Genomic DNA, 16,717 nt, shown 5'->3' with positions numbered 1-16,717 from the left:
GTAAATGAATGTAAATGATTCATTTTTTAATCGCTTCGGAAAGCAGTACCACCCTGCATTAGATTGGTTTATGGAAAAGGTTTTCCAACCAATTTTCAACACATGAAATTTTAAAAGTAAACTATTTGTAAATTATCAACAAGTGGTGGTACGATAGCTTTGCCAGGGATTATCACTCAGGAGTAGGATGAAACTTCTGAAAGATTGTTGGAAAAGAGGTGAATTGATTTGGAAGAGAAGAAATTACTCTTCAATATCGGACCAATTTGGTTTGATGGAACCATTGTTTTGATGGTGCTGTTGACGTGTATCATTGTTTTCGCCTTTGTCTATGCTTGTACGAGAAATATGAAGCTACGACCTAAAGGCAAACAAACGGTCATCGAATGGTTAGTGGATTTTATTCGTGGAATCATTACAGACAATTTACCTCGTAAAGAAGTGAGCAATTTTCATTTAATGGCGTTTACCCTGTTCATGTTTGTACTTGTTTCAAACATCTTGGGTCTCGTTACAAAAATCGTTGTGGGCGACGATCTCAGCGTTTGGAAAAGTCCAACCGCCGATCCAATCGTAACCTTAACGTTAGCGATGATGATGATTGTCTTAACACACTTCTTTGGTATGAAACGCTTTGGTTTTAAAGGCTATCTAGTTAATAGTTATTTAAGACCCGTTGGTTTCTTACTACCGGTAAAATTAATGGAAGAATTCACGAATCTATTAACATTAGGCTTGCGTTTGTACGGAAACATTTTTGCCGGCGAAGTTCTATTGGGCTTGATTGCTGGAACCGTAGCAAGCGTTGGATTATGGGTTATCCCACTAGCAATTCCGCTAGAAATGATTTGGGTAGCATTCTCAATCTTTATTGGATGTATCCAAGCGTTTATCTTTGTGACACTTTCAATGGTTTATATGTCACACAAAATTGAAACAGAAGAATAATCAAGAAATACGAAGGACAAAAATTATCTTTTAGGAGGATTTTACACAATGGAAGGATTAAATTTTATCGCAGCAGCAATTGCAATTTTCGGTTCAGCTATCGGAGCCGCTATCGGTAACGGACAAGTTATTTCAAAAACAATCGAGTCAATGACTCGTCAACCAGAAATGTCTGGTCAATTAAGAACAACAATGTTTATCGGGGTCGCTTTAATCGAAGCTGTGCCAATTTTAGGTGTCGTTGTTTCTTTATTACTTTTATTCAGATAAGCAATAAAATGGAGGCAGGACGCTGATTATTATCGGGACCGTCACTGCTTTCTTCTATCTTTAGCCTTTTCAATAGCTGGTGATAAAGCAGTTGAAGAAGCTAAATCGATTTTTGCAGGAAAGGAAGTTGAGACTTCATGCTACTTACTACATTGGTAGTCGGTGAAACGGCTCCTAGTACCACACTAGGCACGATGATTGTTGTCAGTGGTGCATTTTTAATCTTGATGCTCTTATTAAAGAAATATGCATGGGGAGCAATCGTAGATATTTTGACACAACGTGAAGAAAAAATTGCCAACGATTTAGACTCTGCAGAACAATCTCGCGTAGCAGCAGCGAAAATGGAAAAAGAACGTCAACAACAATTACTTTCTTCCAGATCAGAAGCAGCTGAAATTATTAAAAACGCGAAAGAAAGTGGAGAACAGACTCGCCAAAAAACATTAAAAGAAACAACTGCGGAAGTTACTCGCTTACGCGAAAAAGCTCGGACAGATATTTCTCAAGAACGTGAAGAAGCATTGTCTTCAGTAAAAAATGAAGTGGCAGATCTTTCTCTTCAAATTGCAGCCAAAATTTTAAATAAAGAATTAACACCAGATGCACATGAAGCATTGATTGATTCTTATATTGAAAGTTTAGGTAAAGCAAATGAAACTAGATAAATATACAGTTGGTAAACGCTACGGCAAGGCTTTGTTTGAGTTGGCAGTTGAAAAGAACCAAGCTGAAGCAATTTATCAAGAATTATTGACGCTTCGCGAAGTCTATCACCAAGTACCTGGTATCGGCGATATTTTAAGTGATGATCGCTTAGAACCTTATGAAAAAGACAGCATCATGGAAAAACTAGTAACAGGTTTTAGTGAAATGATGCAAAACTTTTTGCGAGTGGTTTACGAATATCGTCGCATGTACGATCTGCTCTTGATGATTGATGAATATGAACGACGTTATGATGAGCACCAAGGACTAATTTTGGGTTCAGTGACAACAGCCATTCCTTTATCAAAAGAACAACATCAAGCAATGGAAGAAAAAGCTGCCCAATTATTAGGGTATGAACAAGCGCATTTAGTCAATTTAATTGACCCGTCAATTGTCGGCGGAGTGGTTATTGAAGCAAACCATCAAGTAATCGATGGCAGCATCCGCAAACAATTAGAACATATGCAGCAGAAGTTATTAAAATAATCTTTAGGACTACAAAGAGGTGAATTGAATGGCTATCAAAGCAGAAGAAATCAGTGCCTTGATTAAAGAACAAATCGAAAACTATCAACAACAGCTTGCTGTTGAAGAAGTTGGAACAGTCACTTACGTCGGTGACGGAATTGCCCGCGCCCACGGTTTAGAAAATGCCATGAGTGGAGAACTTGTTGAGTTTTCAAACGGTTCATACGGAATGGCACAAAACTTAGAAACAAATGATGTAGGGATTATTATCCTTGGCGATTTTGAAACCATTCGTGAAGGAGATAAAGTACAACGCACAGGCAAAATCATGGAAGTACCCGTTGGGGAAGCTTTGATTGGCCGTGTTGTTAATCCATTAGGTCAACCATTAGATGGTTTAGGCGAAATTAAAACAGACAAAACACGTCCTGTGGAAGCAACAGCTCCCGGTGTTATGCAACGTCAATCTGTTGCTGAACCAATGCAAACTGGTTTAAAAGCCATTGATGCCCTCGTACCAATTGGTCGTGGACAACGGGAATTAGTTATTGGAGACCGTAAAACAGGGAAAACATCGATTGCAATTGATACAATTATTAACCAAAAAGGACAAGATGTAATTTGTATTTATGTAGCGATTGGTCAAAAAGAATCTACTGTTCGTAACCAAGTAGAAACACTTCGTAAATTTGGTGCCTTAGATTATACAATCGTTGTGACTGCAGGGGCTTCACAACCAGCACCATTACTTTACATTGCACCATATGCAGGAACTGCAATGGGTGAAGAATTCATGTATAACGGCAAACATGTCTTAATTATTTTTGATGACTTATCAAAACAAGCCGTGGCTTATCGTGAACTTTCTCTACTATTACGCCGTCCACCAGGTCGTGAAGCTTATCCAGGGGATGTCTTCTATTTACACTCACGTTTATTAGAACGTGCAGCTAAATTAAGTGATGAATTAGGTGGCGGTTCAATGACAGCCTTACCATTCGTTGAAACACAAGCAGGCGATATTTCTGCTTATATTCCAACAAACGTTATTTCAATCACTGATGGACAAATTTTCTTAGAAAGCGACTTGTTCTATGCAGGCACTCGTCCAGCCGTTGATGCTGGGTTATCTGTTTCTCGTGTCGGAGGATCAGCGCAAATCAAAGCAATGAAAAAAGTTGCCGGAACGCTTCGTTTAGACTTAGCTAGTTACCGTGAGTTAGAAGCCTTTACACAATTTGGCTCTGATTTAGATGCGGCAACACAAGCTAAATTAAACCGTGGTCGTCGTACGGTAGAAATTTTAAAACAAAAACTACATGCGCCACTGCCTGTAGAAAAACAAGTCTTAATTTTATATGCGTTAACACACGGCTTTTTAGATAGCGTGAGCGTGGATAAAATTTTACACTTTGAACAAGATTTATTCGATTATTTTGATGGCAAACATGCAGACTTATTGGAAACCATTCGTACTACGAAAGACTTACCAGATACTGATGCATTAGATGCAGCGATTACAGAGTTTTCTGAAATGTTTGCAGCGGCAAACAACAGCGGAGATTCAGCCAAAGAAGCTTTAGAAAAAATCGATAACGCATAAGAGAGGTGAGCGACATTGGGTGCTTCATTAAACGAAATCAAACAACGCATTGCATCAACAAAAAAGACAAGCCAAATTACCAAAGCGATGCAAATGGTTTCTGCAGCCAAATTGACCAAGTCAGAAGGCGCCTCTAAAAGCTTTCAAGAATATTCTTCAAAAATTCGTAGTGTCGTTACGCATTTAGTAGCTGCTCAGTTAAGTGAATTACGTGAAACAGAACAATCTTCTCTTAGTGAAGGGAACTATCATGTGATGTTAGCGCAACGACCTGTCAAAAAAACAGGCTATATAGTTATCACTTCTGACAAAGGGTTAGTTGGTGGCTACAATAGCTCAATCTTAAAACAAACCATGAGTATGATTCAAGAAGACCACGATTCTAATAAAGAATATGCCTTAATCGCCATTGGTGGTACAGGGGCGGATTTCTTTAAAGCACGCGGAATCGATGTTTCCTATGAGCTCAGAGGCTTAACGGATCAACCAACGTTTGAAGAAGTCCGTAAGATTGTGACAACGGCAACGACTATGTACCAAAACGAAGTGTTTGATGAATTGTATGTTTGTTATAATCACCACGTTAACTCACTAACGAGTCAGTTTCGTGTGGAAAAAATGTTGCCAATTACTGATTTAGATCCATCAGAGGCGACCTCTTACGAACAAGAATATCTTTTAGAGCCTTCACCTGAAGCAATTTTGGATCAATTATTACCACAATATGCAGAAAGCTTAATTTATGGGGCGATCATTGATGCGAAAACAGCAGAACATGCTGCTGGGATGACCGCCATGAAAACAGCCACTGACAATGCGCAAAATATTATTAGCGATTTAACAATTTCTTATAACCGTGCTCGTCAAGGGGCGATTACCCAAGAAATTACAGAAATTGTTGCTGGTGCAGCTGCACTAGAATAATCTAGTCTTACGTTTGAACGTTTATAAAAACGTTCAAAGCGTGTGACTTTATGAAGACTGGAGGAAAGAAATTATGAGTTCAGGAAAGATTGTTCAAGTAATCGGTCCCGTTGTTGACGTGGAATTTTCATTAGATCAATCCTTACCCGATATTAACAACGCTTTAGTCGTTTATAAAAATGGCGAAGCAAAACAAAAAGTAGTACTTGAAGTCGCTTTAGAACTAGGTGATGGAGTGATTCGTTCTATCGCCATGGAATCGACAGATGGTTTACAACGTGGAATGGAAGTTATCGATACAGGAAAATCAATTTCAGTTCCTGTTGGTAAAGATACATTGGGTCGTGTGTTTAACGTTTTAGGAGACACAATTGACTTAGAAGCGCCATTTCCTGCAGATGCTGAACGTAGTGGGATTCATAAAAAAGCGCCAGCATTTGATGAATTAAGTACCAGTAATGAAATTTTAGAAACAGGGATTAAAGTTATTGACTTATTAGCACCTTATCTAAAAGGTGGTAAAGTCGGACTTTTCGGTGGTGCCGGTGTTGGTAAAACCGTCTTAATTCAAGAATTAATTCATAATATTGCCCAAGAACATGGAGGGATTTCCGTCTTTACTGGTGTTGGTGAACGGACACGTGAAGGGAACGACCTGTACTATGAAATGAAAGATTCAGGCGTTATTGAAAAAACAGCCATGGTTTTTGGTCAAATGAACGAACCACCAGGTGCACGGATGCGTGTGGCCTTAACTGGGTTAACGATTGCTGAATATTTCCGTGATGTGGAAGGACAAGACGTGCTATTATTTATTGATAACATTTTCCGTTTCACCCAAGCCGGTTCAGAAGTTTCTGCCCTTTTAGGTCGGATGCCGTCAGCCGTTGGTTACCAACCAACCTTAGCGACTGAAATGGGACAATTACAAGAACGGATTACTTCAACGAAAAAAGGATCAATTACCTCTATTCAAGCAATCTATGTTCCAGCCGATGACTATACCGATCCAGCGCCAGCAACAGCGTTTGCCCATTTGGATGCAACAACTAACTTGGAACGTAAATTAACCGAACAAGGGATTTATCCAGCGGTAGATCCGTTAGCTTCATCTTCTAGTGCCTTGGCTCCTGAAATTGTTGGAGAAGAACACTACGAAGTGGCTACCGAAGTGCAACATATTTTACAACGTTATCGTGAATTACAAGATATCATCGCTATTTTAGGGATGGACGAATTATCAGATGACGAAAAAGTACTTGTTGGTCGCGCACGCCGTGTTCAATTCTTCTTATCTCAAAACTTTAACGTTGCTGAACAATTTACAGGTCAACCTGGTTCTTATGTACCAGTTGCGGAAACAGTTCGTGGCTTTAAAGAAATTCTTGAAGGTAAACATGACAATCTGCCAGAAGAAGCCTTCCGTAGTGTCGGTAAAATTGAAGATGCCATCGAAAAAGCGAAACAATTAAACTACTAGAAAGGCGGCAAACACAATGGATAGTCTTACTGTGAATGTAGTAACGCCTAATGGTCTAGTTTATGACCACCATGCAAAAATCGTTGTGGCGAAAACAACAGATGGTGAAATTGGTATTTTACCAAAACATGCGCCAATCATCGTTCCGCTAGCGATTGATGAAGTCCGCATCAAACGGACCGATTCAGATACACATGTTGACTGGGTAGCTGTAAATGGTGGTATCATGGAAGTCCGTGATAATGTCGTTTCTATTATTGCCGATAGTGCCGAACGTGAACGAGATATCGATGTACCTCGTGCTGAACGAGCAAAACAACGAGCAGAGCGTTTAATTGAAGAAGCCAAAGCAAAAGATGACCGCGATCAACTACGTCGTGCGACTGTTGCTTTGCATCGTGCAATCAACCGGATCAACGTATCGAAACATGGGTAAAAAAGGCTGAAGGATTCAGTCACTTTTGTAGAGTTTAAGGCGCTTGCTATTGAGTCAGTTGCCTTAAACTCTATTTCTTCGTATTTTTTAATAAATAGTGTCAAATTTTGGCATTTCAAGTGGATTAATTATCGGTTTTTATTATTTTGTGATAAAATGTTCCTACGTTAGAAAAAAGGAGGCTCCTTATGCAATACTATGGAGTAGATGCTATTGTTCGAATCGTTAGTCATCTTATGTTCATTTACATAAGTTTTTGGGCGTTGCAATCATTGCGTATTGAGCAATTTTTCAAAACCCAATTTACACCGCAAATTAGAATGCTGATGGTATTTTTCGCCATCGCTATCGGATACACAGTTAGCTCGTTTGCTTTAGAATTGATTGCGCTTTGTCGAAATCTTTTCATTGTGTATTTTCCTTAAAAATTGAAAAATAAAAAAAGGTACAATTTTTAGTTGAATAATGGTATAATAGTAAAGATTTTGAATAGGAATACCTATTCTCATTTTTTTGGGGGGAACAAAATGGAACAAATTATTGTTCATGGTGGTAATACAAAATTAGAAGGAACTGTAAAAATTGAAGGCGCCAAAAACGCTGTTTTACCAATTTTAGCAGCTACTCTTTTAGCTGAAGAAGGCGTTACTACTTTAAAAAATGTACCAATTTTATCTGATGTATTTACAATGAATCAAGTAATTAAGCATTTGAATGTAGCCATTGATTTTGATGAAGACGCGAATGAAGTAACAATAGACGCAACACAACCTTTAGGGATCGAAGCAAACTATGAGTACGTTAGTAAAATGCGTGCTTCTATCGTTGTAATGGGACCTTTATTGGCTCGTAATGGCCATGCCAAAGTGGCAATGCCAGGTGGCTGTGCCATTGGGAAACGACCAATTGATTTACACTTAAAAGGCTTCCAAGCATTAGGTGCAAAAATCATCCAAAAAAATGGTTATATTGAAGCAATTGCGGATGAACTAATCGGTAACACTATTTACTTAGACTTCCCAAGTGTCGGCGCTACGCAAAACATTATGATGGCTGCTGTTCGTGCGAAAGGAACAACCATCATTGAAAACGTTGCTCGTGAACCTGAAATCGTTGACTTAGCAAACATTTTAAACAAAATGGGTGCCAATGTTATCGGTGCTGGAACAGAAACGATGCGTATCGAAGGCGTCGATAAATTACATGCCGTAGAGCATTCAATCGTTCAAGATCGAATTGAAGCAGGTACGTTCATGGTAGCTGCAGCAATGACTGAGGGCAATGTTTTAATTGAAGAAGCAATTTCTGAACATAATCGTCCGCTAATTTCTAAATTAACTGAAATGGGTGCAATCATTGAAGAAGAAGAAAACGGCATCCGTGTAATTGGACCAAAACATCTAAAACCAACAGATGTTAAGACAATGCCGCATCCTGGTTTCCCAACAGACATGCAAGCGCAAATGACAGCGATCCAAATGTTTGCTGAAGGAACAAGCATCGTGACAGAAACAGTCTTTGAAAATCGTTACCAACACTTAGAGGAAATGCGTCGAATGAACGCTGACTTAAAAATTGACGGCAACATTGCCGTTATTAATGGTGGCAACGAGTTACAAGGAGCAGCAGTGGAAGCCACTGATTTACGGGCAGCTGCCGCATTGATTTTAGTAGGGTTACGTGCAAATGGCATTACACGTGTCTCTAATTTGAAATATTTAGATCGTGGCTATTATGAGTTCCATAAAAAACTTCAAAAATTAGGCGCGAACGTTGAACGTGTCAATGATGAAAAAATTGAAGAAAAACAAGCAACGACAGTAATCTAAAGGAGTCAAACGTATGAGTTCATTTCGTTATATTTTAGTAACATTATTGAAAATTCTAGTGGTCATTTCGTTAGTCATTATCTTATTTGTTGTGGGAACAATGATTGGTTATGGTTTGATTGGAAATGGGAATCCAATGGATGTCTTTGATGAAAAAATTTGGACTCATATTATGAACTTCTTTAAATAAAAACTTATTTTAAGGCGGTGAACAAAAGTCAATTGACGATTGTTCACCGCCTTTTCTTTTTCCTGAATATCTATTTTATTCTATGCTATAATAATAGAAGTAAGATAATGAAGGAGTGGGATGGAAGATGCAAGCAACCGTAACAGAAATAGGCAAACATGCAATCGATGATTCAGAAAAAATGATTATTCTTTTTGGAGAAACTGCTACCGATACCTTGAAGCAACATGCAGTTATTCAATCATTCCCAGAAAAAGACCAAGTTACCTTGGCAGAAGGAGATCATCTGAAAATTGGCGATACAAACTATACAATTACAAAAGTGGGTTCTTTTGCCAATAGTAACTTGCAAAGTATCGCTCACAGCACTTTAATCTTTGCTGATGCACCAACCGATGAGGATGATGTTATCCGAAATGGTGTTTATTTAACGCCCCATCAGTTACCAAAGATAACCATTGGAACAACAATTGATTATTTAGTAAATGGAGCGTGAATCAATGGATAAAAAACAAACGACTGATAAACGCCTGTCTTGGTTTTGGCGTTGGTTTTTAAATAATCAAGTAGTAACAGCCTTACTGATTGTCTTATTGGTGCTGTTAATTATTCTAACTTTTACGAAAGTTTCTTATTTATTTAAGCCCGTCTGGCAGTTTTTCGGCGTTGTCGGCTTACCAGTAATTATGGCGGGGATTTTATATTATTTATTAAATCCGATTGTCGATTATTTAGAGAAAAAACAAATCTCACGTGTCTGGAGTATTATCGGCCTATTTATTTTAATTGTGGCACTACTCATTTGGGGTGGTATTGTAATCGTTCCTAAAATTCGTGAGCAATCTGTCAGCTTTGTGAATCATTTTCCTCAATATATTGATACAATTGATCAAAAATCGCAGGAAATATTAAGTGATCCACTTTTCGCGCAATTTAGAGAACAACTTGAAGCGGCAGGCGATAAAGTTGTCAGCTCGTTAGGTACCATCATTAAAAACGTCTCAACGTTCACAGTACAAGGAATTGGTAATTTCTTTGGGGCGGTGGCTACGATCTTTGTCGCCATCATTACGATGCCCTTTATTCTATTTTATTTACTGAAAGATGGCAAAAACTTAGCGCCATATTTAATGAAGTTTTTACCAGTGAAGATGCGTAAACCAACCTTAAAAGTTCTTGCAGAAGTCAATGATCAAGTCTCTTCTTATATTAGAGGACAATTAACTGTCGCTTTCGCAGTGGCAATTATGTTTATGATTGGTTTTTCTGTCATTGGCTTAGATTATGCAGTCACTTTAGGTATTGCAGCAGGCTTTTTAAATTTAATCCCTTATTTAGGGTCATTTTTAGCCATGATTCCAGCAGTCTTTTTAGGAATTGTCAGTGGGCCAGCTTTGTTAATTAAAGTCTTGATTGTTTTTGCCATTGAGCAAACGGTCGAAGGTCGGTTTATTTCACCACTTGTCCTAGGCAGTCAGTTATCCATTCATCCAGTCACCATTTTGGTTGTTTTATTAACGTCTGGTAAACTATTTGGGATTGTCGGGGTGATTTTAGGAATTCCTGTTTATGCCGCAGCTAAGGTGATAATTACACACATTTTTGAGTGGTACCAAATTGTTTCCGGTTTGTATGATGAAGATAAGCCAGATCAACAAGAATCTACGTAACAAAAGAGACAAGCAGTGAACGAACTGCTTGTCTCTTTTTGATGTAAATCACTCGGAAAATTTAGAATGTTTTACCGTATTCAGTTGCTTTGGTCATGGCAGTATTTAAAAGTTCTTCCGCGCGATCAGGGAAATGATCGATTCCTTCGATGAATAATCCGTCAACTTGCTCAACACCAATAAAGTTTAGAATCGCTTTAATGTATTGAGAAGCAAAATCTTTTCCTTCGTAGAAGCCGCCATTTGATTGGATGTGTAAGGCTTTTTTACCACTTGTTAGAGGTTTTGGTCCTTCTGCAGTATATTGGAATGTTTTTCCAGCAACGTTGATTGTATCTACCCAAGCTTTTAAGCGTGTCGGTACGTTTAAGTTCCACATTGGATTAGCAATTACTACTTTGTCGGCAGATAAAAATTGATCAGTTAATTCATTAAAACGAGCCACTTTTTGTTGTTGGTTTTCGCTTAATGTTTCAAATGCTGCGCCAGCGCGAAGTGCACCCCAAGCAGATAATAATTCTTCATCGATTTCCGGCATGTTTGTTTCTGGTGCATAAACATCTAAAATTTCGATTTCGTCTGATGGATTTGTTTCACGGTATGAAGCTAAAAATGTTTCTAACGCACGAACTGAGCGTGATTCTTCTTTTGTTAATGGATGTGCTTTAACAACTAATAATTTTGACATTGTGTAATCTCCTTAAAATAAATAGTTTAAAAATTCAACATCTCTATTTTACTAATAAAAAGTAAGAGAAAGCAAGTCTTTTTTTTAGATTTAGTAAACTTTTTTTTAAAATGGATCAAAAGAGTAAAAAATAAATAAAAATATTTTTTGGAAAGGCTTGCATATTAAAAAAAAGCATGCTATTATTACTTTGTAAATAAGGATTGTTACTGCTTTGCAGGCAAAACCAGAGTCTTCCATTAACACAATCAGTGGAGGGATTCTGGGCTTTTTTTATAAAAAAGTGAGGTTGCATTCATCATGAGGATTGAAAAAGTTTTAAATAATAATGTCGTGCTTTCAAGAAATGAGCAAGGCGAAGAAATTGTTTATATGGGACGCGGCTTAGCCTTTCAAAAGAAGATTGGAGACACGATCAATCCAGATTATGTTGAAAAGGAATTCGTGTTAAAGGACTCCGCTATGGCAGGGCAATTCCAGCAGCTGTTTGAAGACGTCCCTACCAAAGAAGTAGAAGTCGTCAAACAAATCGTTGATTTAGCAGAAACAACGCTAGCGATTGAGCTTTCATCAAATATTTATTTAACTTTAACGGATCATATTCACTATGCGTTACTTCGAGCCAAAGAAGGAATTGATATTCCGAATCCTCTTGTATTCGAAACACGCAAATTTTATCCTAAAGAATTTGAAATCGCAAAGCAAGCATTAGCGATTATTGCTGAAAAGCTAGGAGTTCAATTTTCAGAAAATGAAGCGGGCTTCATTGCTTTTCATATTGTGAATGCTGAACAAGGAAATGGCAATATGGAAGTTACCATGGAAGCAACCAAGATGGTTCGTGATATTTTAACGATTATTAGTCGCTACTTTGGACAGGTGTTTGATGAAGATTCATTGAACTATCAACGAATTGTTACACATCTTCAATATTTTGCGCAACGTTATTTAAAACAAGAAGCGCATGATGAGGAGGACGAATTTCTTTTTGCATTGGTCCAAGGAAAGTATCCTAAGGCGTTTCAAGCGGTCCAACGTATTAATGAGTATTTATTAAAAAGCTATGATCGACCAATTGATCAAGCGGAAATGATTTATTTAACCATTCATATCCAAAGAGTGGTCAATGATAAAAAAGCATAACAACCAATAATCGCGGATTGTTACTGATAATGCAGGCAAAACCTAGATTGAAAAAACCGATAACGATTTTCGCAGACTGCGCAGCTGTGAAGAGAAGGATCTGGCTCTTTTTCAATGTAGGTTTTTTTGATATTAAAAATTAATGGAAATGAGGATCTAGAGATGAGTAAAAATCAAGAAATTGCAGCACGTGTGTTAAAAGCTGTTGGGGGCGAAGGCAACGTTAATAGTGTTGTTCACTGTGCTACACGCTTACGTTTTAAATTAAAAGATGAAAATAAAGCAGATACAGCTGCATTGAATGCTGACCCAGATGTTATTCAGGTAGTTCAAAGTGCAGGACAATATCAAGTGGTTATTGGCAGTCACGTTAGTGATGTGTATAAGGATTTGATGGCCAACAGTGGACTAGGTAATGATTCTGATAATAGAGAAAAAGAAAGTGGCGGAAATATCTTTAACCGTTTAATTGATATTATTTCTTCTATTTTTACACCGTTTTTAGGTGCAATGGCCGGCGCTGGGGTTCTAAAAGGCTTCTTAACATTGGCTGTAACTATGGGCTGGTTAGCTGACACTTCAGGCGTATATCTTGTTCTCTTTTCGATTGCAGATGGTTTATTTACTTTCTTACCAATTATGTTAGCGTTTACGGCTGCTAAAAAATTCAATACTAATCCCTTTTTAGCGGTTGCTTTGGCGATGGCCTTAGTTCATCCCAGCATTACTGCTTTAGCAGGCAAAACAATTAGCTTTGCTGGTCTTCCAGTGATTATTGGGCCAAGTGGCTATACTTCTTCGGTTTTACCAATTATTTTGGCTGTTTTTGCACAAAGTTATGTGGAACGTTTCTTCAAAAAAGTAATTCCGAGTTTTCTACAAATTATCTGCGTTCCGTTAGCTGTGTTCCTTATTATGGCACCTGTTACCTTCTTAGCTATTGGTCCTATTGGGACGGTCATCGGCGATTGGTTGGGACAAGGATACAACGCAATTTACGCTTTTAGTCCAATTATCGCAGGGTTATTAATGGGTTCGTTGTGGCAAGTCTTGGTAATGTTTGGTATGCATTGGGGCTTTGTACCAATTATGATGTTAAACTTAACACAAGGTGGCGATACGATGGTACCAATGTTATTACCAGCCGTTATTGCACAAGGCGGGGCTGCTTTAGCTGTCTTTTTCCTAACAAAAAATGTGAAACTAAAAGGTTTGGCTTTGTCTTCAAGCATTACAACTATTTTTGGAATTACTGAACCAACTGTATATGGCGTGACTTTACCATTGAAAAAACCATTTATTGCAGCTTGTATTGGTGGCGGTATCGGTGGTGCATTTGTGGCTATGAATCACGTGAAAAACTTTACGTTTGGCTTGGTTAGTATGTTGAGCTTACCTGGGTTTATTCCTGCAGAGACAAAAGATACTGCACCGATGATTACTGGTGCAATTGGTGCCGGAATTGCCTTTATCATTGCGTTTGTCTTAACGTTTGTCTTACGTTTTGAAGATCAACCTAATTCAGAAACAGTAACTGAAAAAACAGAAACTGATAAGATGGTGGCACCTGTAAAAACGAATCAAGAAGACAAAATTATTTTAGCAAGTCCACTTCAAGGTGAAATTTTACCGCTAGAAAAAGTACAAGACCCTGTTTTTGCGTCAGGTGCTTTAGGAAAAGGTGTTGCAATTGAGCCGACTGAAGGCAAACTGTATGCACCCGCAGATGGTGAAATCACCACATTATTTCCGACAGGACATGCTGTTGGCTTGACGACAACAGAGGGCGTTGAATTATTAATGCATATTGGCATGGATACGGTCGAATTAGATGGTAAAGGCTTTGAATTATCAGTGAAACAAGGTGATTCTGTTAAAAAAGGAGATTTGCTGGTTACTTTTGATATTGCTGCCATTAAAGAAGCTGGTTATCCAGTAGTTACACCGATTGTGGTAACGAATACGAATGATTATTTAGATGTTTTGGATATGAACCAAACAGACGTGTTACATGGTGAAGACTTTTTAGCCATTATTAAATAAAAGACAATTGGAGGAGGAACAAGTATGACAACAACGACAAAATTTCCAAAAGGATTTTTATGGGGCGGTGCGACCGCAGCCAATCAATTAGAAGGGGCTTACTTAGCCGATGGTAAAGGGTTATCTGTGGCAGATGCGATGCCGGGAGGAAAACAACGTTTCGCTATTTTAGGAGATGAAGCGTTTGATTGGACGATTGACGAAACGAAATATCGCTACCCTAATCATACAGGAATTGATCACTATGATCGCTTTAAAGAGGACATTGCGTTGTTTGCTAAAATGGGCTTCAAATGTTATCGCTTTTCAATTGCGTGGTCGCGTATTTTTCCAAAAGGAGATGAAACACAACCGAATGAAGCCGGCTTGAAATTTTATGATGCGGTTATCGATGAATGTTTAAGCTATAACATTGAACCAGTAATTACGATTTCTCATTATGAAATGCCACTGCATTTAGCGAAAGAATACGGCGGGTGGAAAAATCGTCAATTAGTTGACTTTTATGAACGTTTTGCGGAAACTGTTTTAACACGTTACCACCAAAAAGTTAACTATTGGATGACATTCAATGAAATTAATTCAGCTTTTCATTTCCCAGCACTTAGTCAAGGATTGGTAAAAAGCAATGGAGCCAATGATTATCAAAACATTTTCCAAGCATGGCATAATCAATTTGTTGCAAGTAGTAAAGCTGTAAAAATTGGCCATGAATTAAATCCAGAATTACAAATTGGATGTATGATTATTTATGCAACAACGTATGGCATTGATTCGAATCCAGTCAATCAAGTTGCTACAATGATTGAAAACCAAGAGTTTAATTATTATTGTACAGATGTTCAAGTTCGTGGTGAATATCCAGCATACGCAGAACGCATATATCAAAAATATGCTGTGAAAGACTTAGTCATTGAAGAAGGCGATTTAGAATTATTAAAAGAATACCCAGTGGATTACATTGGCTTTAGTTATTATATGTCGACTGCTGTCGATGTTACTGGTACTACCAACGATACAGCAGATGGGAATCTTTTAGGCGGCGTTAAAAATCCCTTCTTAGAAGCAAGTGAATGGGGTTGGCAAATTGATCCCGAAGGATTACGAATTGCCCTAAATGAATTATATAATCGTTATCAAAAACCTTTATTTATTGTGGAAAACGGCTTAGGTGCAATTGATAAAGTAGACGAAAATTTCTATGTGGCAGACGACTATCGGATTGATTATTTACGTCGTCATATTGAAGCAATGGCAGAAGCAGTTGCAGACGGCGTCGATTTAATGGGCTATACGCCGTGGGGCTGTATTGATTTAGTCAGTGCTTCCACAGGTGAAATGAGTAAACGGTATGGGTTTATTTACGTTGATTTAGACGATGAAGGAAATGGTACTAAAAACCGTTATGAAAAAAAATCGTTTAATTGGTACAAACAAGTTATTGAAACTAATGGACAAAACTTAGACTAGTTATTGTAATTAAACAAAACAAGATAAGCGTAGTAGGTTGTTGCTTCTGTTCCCGCCGTTTATTAATTTTTAAGCTTGGACCAAAAATCTAAAGTGATTTTTGGCCCAAGCTCTTTTTTGTCAATTTTTCAAAATAGTGCACAATACGTTATAATAGAAACAACTGAGAGGAGCGTTTCTAGTGATTAAGCAATTACAACATCCATTTTTTGTTATTATGGGTCCGAGTGGTTCTGGCAAGACCGCAATTACAAGTAAGGTTTTTCCGAAAAACTATAAAGTTATCTCGCATACTACGAGGAAAAAACGATTGGATGAAGTGGATGGTGTGGATTACTATTTTGAAACAAAAGCAAGTTTTCAAGCCTTGATTGAAACCAATCAGTTAGTGGAGTATGATTTTTACCATGGAAACTATTACGGTGTCGGTGTAGCTGCCATCGTTGAAACAACGAAAGAGCATCCAGCCTATAATGCGTTAACTTTTCCAGGCTTTCAAGCGGTCTTTGAGCGTTTCGGCGAGTCCGTCATTCCAGTTTTTTTTGACGTTTCAAAAGAAAATATTTATCAACGTTTAAAACAACGAGAATCTGATCCTAAAATTATTGAAGAACGTTTAAACCTTTATGATCAAGAAATTCTTATCAAAAACCAATTGGAACAATATCCTAATTATCAACGAATAGATGCCAATGGACCTATAAAAGAGGTCGCTGGCTTGTTACAAGAATGCATCAAACACTATTATTAATCAAGCAACTGGTGAGACAGAATCTAACATCAATTTTGTCTTGCTAGGTGCTTGATTTTTTTTGTAAAAAACTTGCATTCTGAATAGAGAGTG

18 protein-coding genes are annotated in these 16,717 nt (G+C 37.9%); 17 read left to right on the top strand and 1 reads right to left on the bottom strand.

The features are described 5' to 3' along the window. Positions 1–228 precede the first annotated feature (228 nt). The 13 genes from atpB to AB1I62_RS11650 all read left to right on the top strand — a co-directional run bounded on the left by atpB (position 229) and on the right by AB1I62_RS11650 (position 10,529). Positions 229–948, top strand: a complete 720-nt coding sequence (gene atpB / locus AB1I62_RS11710) for a F0F1 ATP synthase subunit A (protein WP_002356551.1) — start codon at positions 229–231, stop codon at positions 946–948. 48 nt (positions 949–996) lie between these two features. After that, entirely contained in the window at positions 997–1,218 is a 222-nt protein-coding gene (atpE, locus tag AB1I62_RS11705) for an ATP synthase F0 subunit C (RefSeq protein WP_002356552.1), read from the top strand. 137 nt (positions 1,219–1,355) lie between these two features. Next, the gene (gene atpF, locus AB1I62_RS11700) at positions 1,356–1,886 is read left to right on the top strand and encodes a F0F1 ATP synthase subunit B (RefSeq protein WP_002365031.1); all 531 of its coding nucleotides are present in this window, start codon (positions 1,356–1,358) and stop codon (positions 1,884–1,886) included. After that, on the top strand, positions 1,873–2,415 hold the full coding sequence (gene atpH, locus AB1I62_RS11695) for an ATP synthase F1 subunit delta (protein WP_002356554.1): 543 nt from the start codon (positions 1,873–1,875) through the stop codon (positions 2,413–2,415). Before atpF ends, atpH begins: the two co-directional genes overlap by 14 nt. 28 nt (positions 2,416–2,443) lie before the next feature. After that, the gene (gene atpA, locus AB1I62_RS11690) at positions 2,444–4,000 is read left to right on the top strand and encodes a F0F1 ATP synthase subunit alpha (RefSeq protein WP_002356555.1); all 1,557 of its coding nucleotides are present in this window, start codon (positions 2,444–2,446) and stop codon (positions 3,998–4,000) included. Between the two features lie 15 nt (positions 4,001–4,015). Further along, positions 4,016–4,924, top strand: a complete 909-nt coding sequence (locus tag AB1I62_RS11685) for a F0F1 ATP synthase subunit gamma (RefSeq protein WP_002359606.1) — start codon at positions 4,016–4,018, stop codon at positions 4,922–4,924. Between the two features lie 73 nt (positions 4,925–4,997). Then, complete coding sequence (gene atpD, locus AB1I62_RS11680; RefSeq protein WP_002356558.1) at positions 4,998–6,404, top strand: F0F1 ATP synthase subunit beta; 1,407 nt, start codon at positions 4,998–5,000, stop codon at positions 6,402–6,404. 16 nt (positions 6,405–6,420) lie between these two features. After that, positions 6,421–6,840 carry a F0F1 ATP synthase subunit epsilon gene (locus AB1I62_RS11675; protein WP_002356559.1) on the top strand — a complete coding sequence of 140 codons (420 nt, stop codon included), beginning with the start codon at positions 6,421–6,423 and terminating at the stop codon, positions 6,838–6,840. A 188-nt stretch (positions 6,841–7,028) separates the two neighbouring features. Beyond that, positions 7,029–7,265 (top strand): DUF1146 family protein, encoded by a 237-nt coding sequence (locus tag AB1I62_RS11670; RefSeq protein WP_002356560.1) that lies wholly within the window; start codon positions 7,029–7,031, stop codon positions 7,263–7,265. A gap of 102 nt (positions 7,266–7,367) precedes the next feature. Then, on the top strand, positions 7,368–8,669 hold the full coding sequence (gene murA, locus AB1I62_RS11665; protein WP_002356562.1) for a UDP-N-acetylglucosamine 1-carboxyvinyltransferase: 1,302 nt from the start codon (positions 7,368–7,370) through the stop codon (positions 8,667–8,669). Between the two features lie 13 nt (positions 8,670–8,682). Next, complete coding sequence (locus tag AB1I62_RS11660) at positions 8,683–8,859, top strand: DNA-directed RNA polymerase subunit beta (RefSeq protein ID WP_002356564.1); 177 nt, start codon at positions 8,683–8,685, stop codon at positions 8,857–8,859. A gap of 127 nt (positions 8,860–8,986) precedes the next feature. Then, positions 8,987–9,355, top strand: a complete 369-nt coding sequence (locus tag AB1I62_RS11655) for a PTS glucitol/sorbitol transporter subunit IIA (protein ID WP_002356567.1) — start codon at positions 8,987–8,989, stop codon at positions 9,353–9,355. 4 nt (positions 9,356–9,359) lie between these two features. Continuing rightward, entirely contained in the window at positions 9,360–10,529 is a 1,170-nt protein-coding gene (locus AB1I62_RS11650; protein ID WP_002381494.1) for an AI-2E family transporter, read from the top strand. Between the two features lie 61 nt (positions 10,530–10,590). Here AB1I62_RS11650 and AB1I62_RS11645 read toward each other — a convergent pair whose 3' ends face one another. Further along, positions 10,591–11,217: an FMN-dependent NADH-azoreductase gene (locus tag AB1I62_RS11645; protein WP_002356569.1), complete on the bottom strand. Its 627-nt coding sequence runs from the start codon at positions 11,215–11,217 to the stop codon at positions 10,591–10,593. 300 nt (positions 11,218–11,517) lie between these two features. Between AB1I62_RS11645 and licT the strand changes: the two genes are divergently transcribed. From licT to AB1I62_RS11625, 4 genes are all read left to right on the top strand, one after another. Then, the gene (gene licT / locus AB1I62_RS11640) at positions 11,518–12,360 is read left to right on the top strand and encodes a BglG family transcription antiterminator LicT (protein WP_002359608.1); all 843 of its coding nucleotides are present in this window, start codon (positions 11,518–11,520) and stop codon (positions 12,358–12,360) included. A 162-nt stretch (positions 12,361–12,522) separates the two neighbouring features. After that, positions 12,523–14,403, top strand: a complete 1,881-nt coding sequence (locus tag AB1I62_RS11635) for a beta-glucoside-specific PTS transporter subunit IIABC (protein WP_048737933.1) — start codon at positions 12,523–12,525, stop codon at positions 14,401–14,403. Between the two features lie 24 nt (positions 14,404–14,427). Beyond that, positions 14,428–15,873 carry a glycoside hydrolase family 1 protein gene (locus AB1I62_RS11630; RefSeq protein ID WP_048737934.1) on the top strand — a complete coding sequence of 482 codons (1,446 nt, stop codon included), beginning with the start codon at positions 14,428–14,430 and terminating at the stop codon, positions 15,871–15,873. A gap of 181 nt (positions 15,874–16,054) precedes the next feature. After that, positions 16,055–16,624 carry a guanylate kinase gene (locus tag AB1I62_RS11625; RefSeq protein WP_002387147.1) on the top strand — a complete coding sequence of 190 codons (570 nt, stop codon included), beginning with the start codon at positions 16,055–16,057 and terminating at the stop codon, positions 16,622–16,624. The last annotated feature ends 93 nt before the right edge of the window (positions 16,625–16,717 follow it).

Source organism: Enterococcus sp. AN402 (genome assembly GCF_040719405.1).
Lineage (GTDB): Bacteria > Bacillota > Bacilli > Lactobacillales > Enterococcaceae > Enterococcus > Enterococcus faecalis.
Note: the sequence above shows the minus strand (reverse complement) of the source record. Positions and strands in the feature narration are given on the sequence as shown.

Coding starts and splice junctions, on each gene's coding strand:
- atpF (WP_002365031.1), top strand. CDS start 1,356: ATGCTACTTACTACATTGGTAGTCGGTGAAACGGCTCCTAGTACCACA.
- AB1I62_RS11645 (WP_002356569.1), bottom strand. CDS start 11,217: ATGTCAAAATTATTAGTTGTTAAAGCACATCCATTAACAAAAGAAGAA.
- atpD (WP_002356558.1), top strand. CDS start 4,998: ATGAGTTCAGGAAAGATTGTTCAAGTAATCGGTCCCGTTGTTGACGTG.
- AB1I62_RS11655 (WP_002356567.1), top strand. CDS start 8,987: ATGCAAGCAACCGTAACAGAAATAGGCAAACATGCAATCGATGATTCA.
- atpE (WP_002356552.1), top strand. CDS start 997: ATGGAAGGATTAAATTTTATCGCAGCAGCAATTGCAATTTTCGGTTCA.
- AB1I62_RS11650 (WP_002381494.1), top strand. CDS start 9,360: ATGGATAAAAAACAAACGACTGATAAACGCCTGTCTTGGTTTTGGCGT.
- atpA (WP_002356555.1), top strand. CDS start 2,444: ATGGCTATCAAAGCAGAAGAAATCAGTGCCTTGATTAAAGAACAAATC.
- AB1I62_RS11675 (WP_002356559.1), top strand. CDS start 6,421: ATGGATAGTCTTACTGTGAATGTAGTAACGCCTAATGGTCTAGTTTAT.
- licT (WP_002359608.1), top strand. CDS start 11,518: ATGAGGATTGAAAAAGTTTTAAATAATAATGTCGTGCTTTCAAGAAAT.
- AB1I62_RS11660 (WP_002356564.1), top strand. CDS start 8,683: ATGAGTTCATTTCGTTATATTTTAGTAACATTATTGAAAATTCTAGTG.
- AB1I62_RS11670 (WP_002356560.1), top strand. CDS start 7,029: ATGCAATACTATGGAGTAGATGCTATTGTTCGAATCGTTAGTCATCTT.
- murA (WP_002356562.1), top strand. CDS start 7,368: ATGGAACAAATTATTGTTCATGGTGGTAATACAAAATTAGAAGGAACT.
- AB1I62_RS11635 (WP_048737933.1), top strand. CDS start 12,523: ATGAGTAAAAATCAAGAAATTGCAGCACGTGTGTTAAAAGCTGTTGGG.
- atpH (WP_002356554.1), top strand. CDS start 1,873: ATGAAACTAGATAAATATACAGTTGGTAAACGCTACGGCAAGGCTTTG.
- AB1I62_RS11630 (WP_048737934.1), top strand. CDS start 14,428: ATGACAACAACGACAAAATTTCCAAAAGGATTTTTATGGGGCGGTGCG.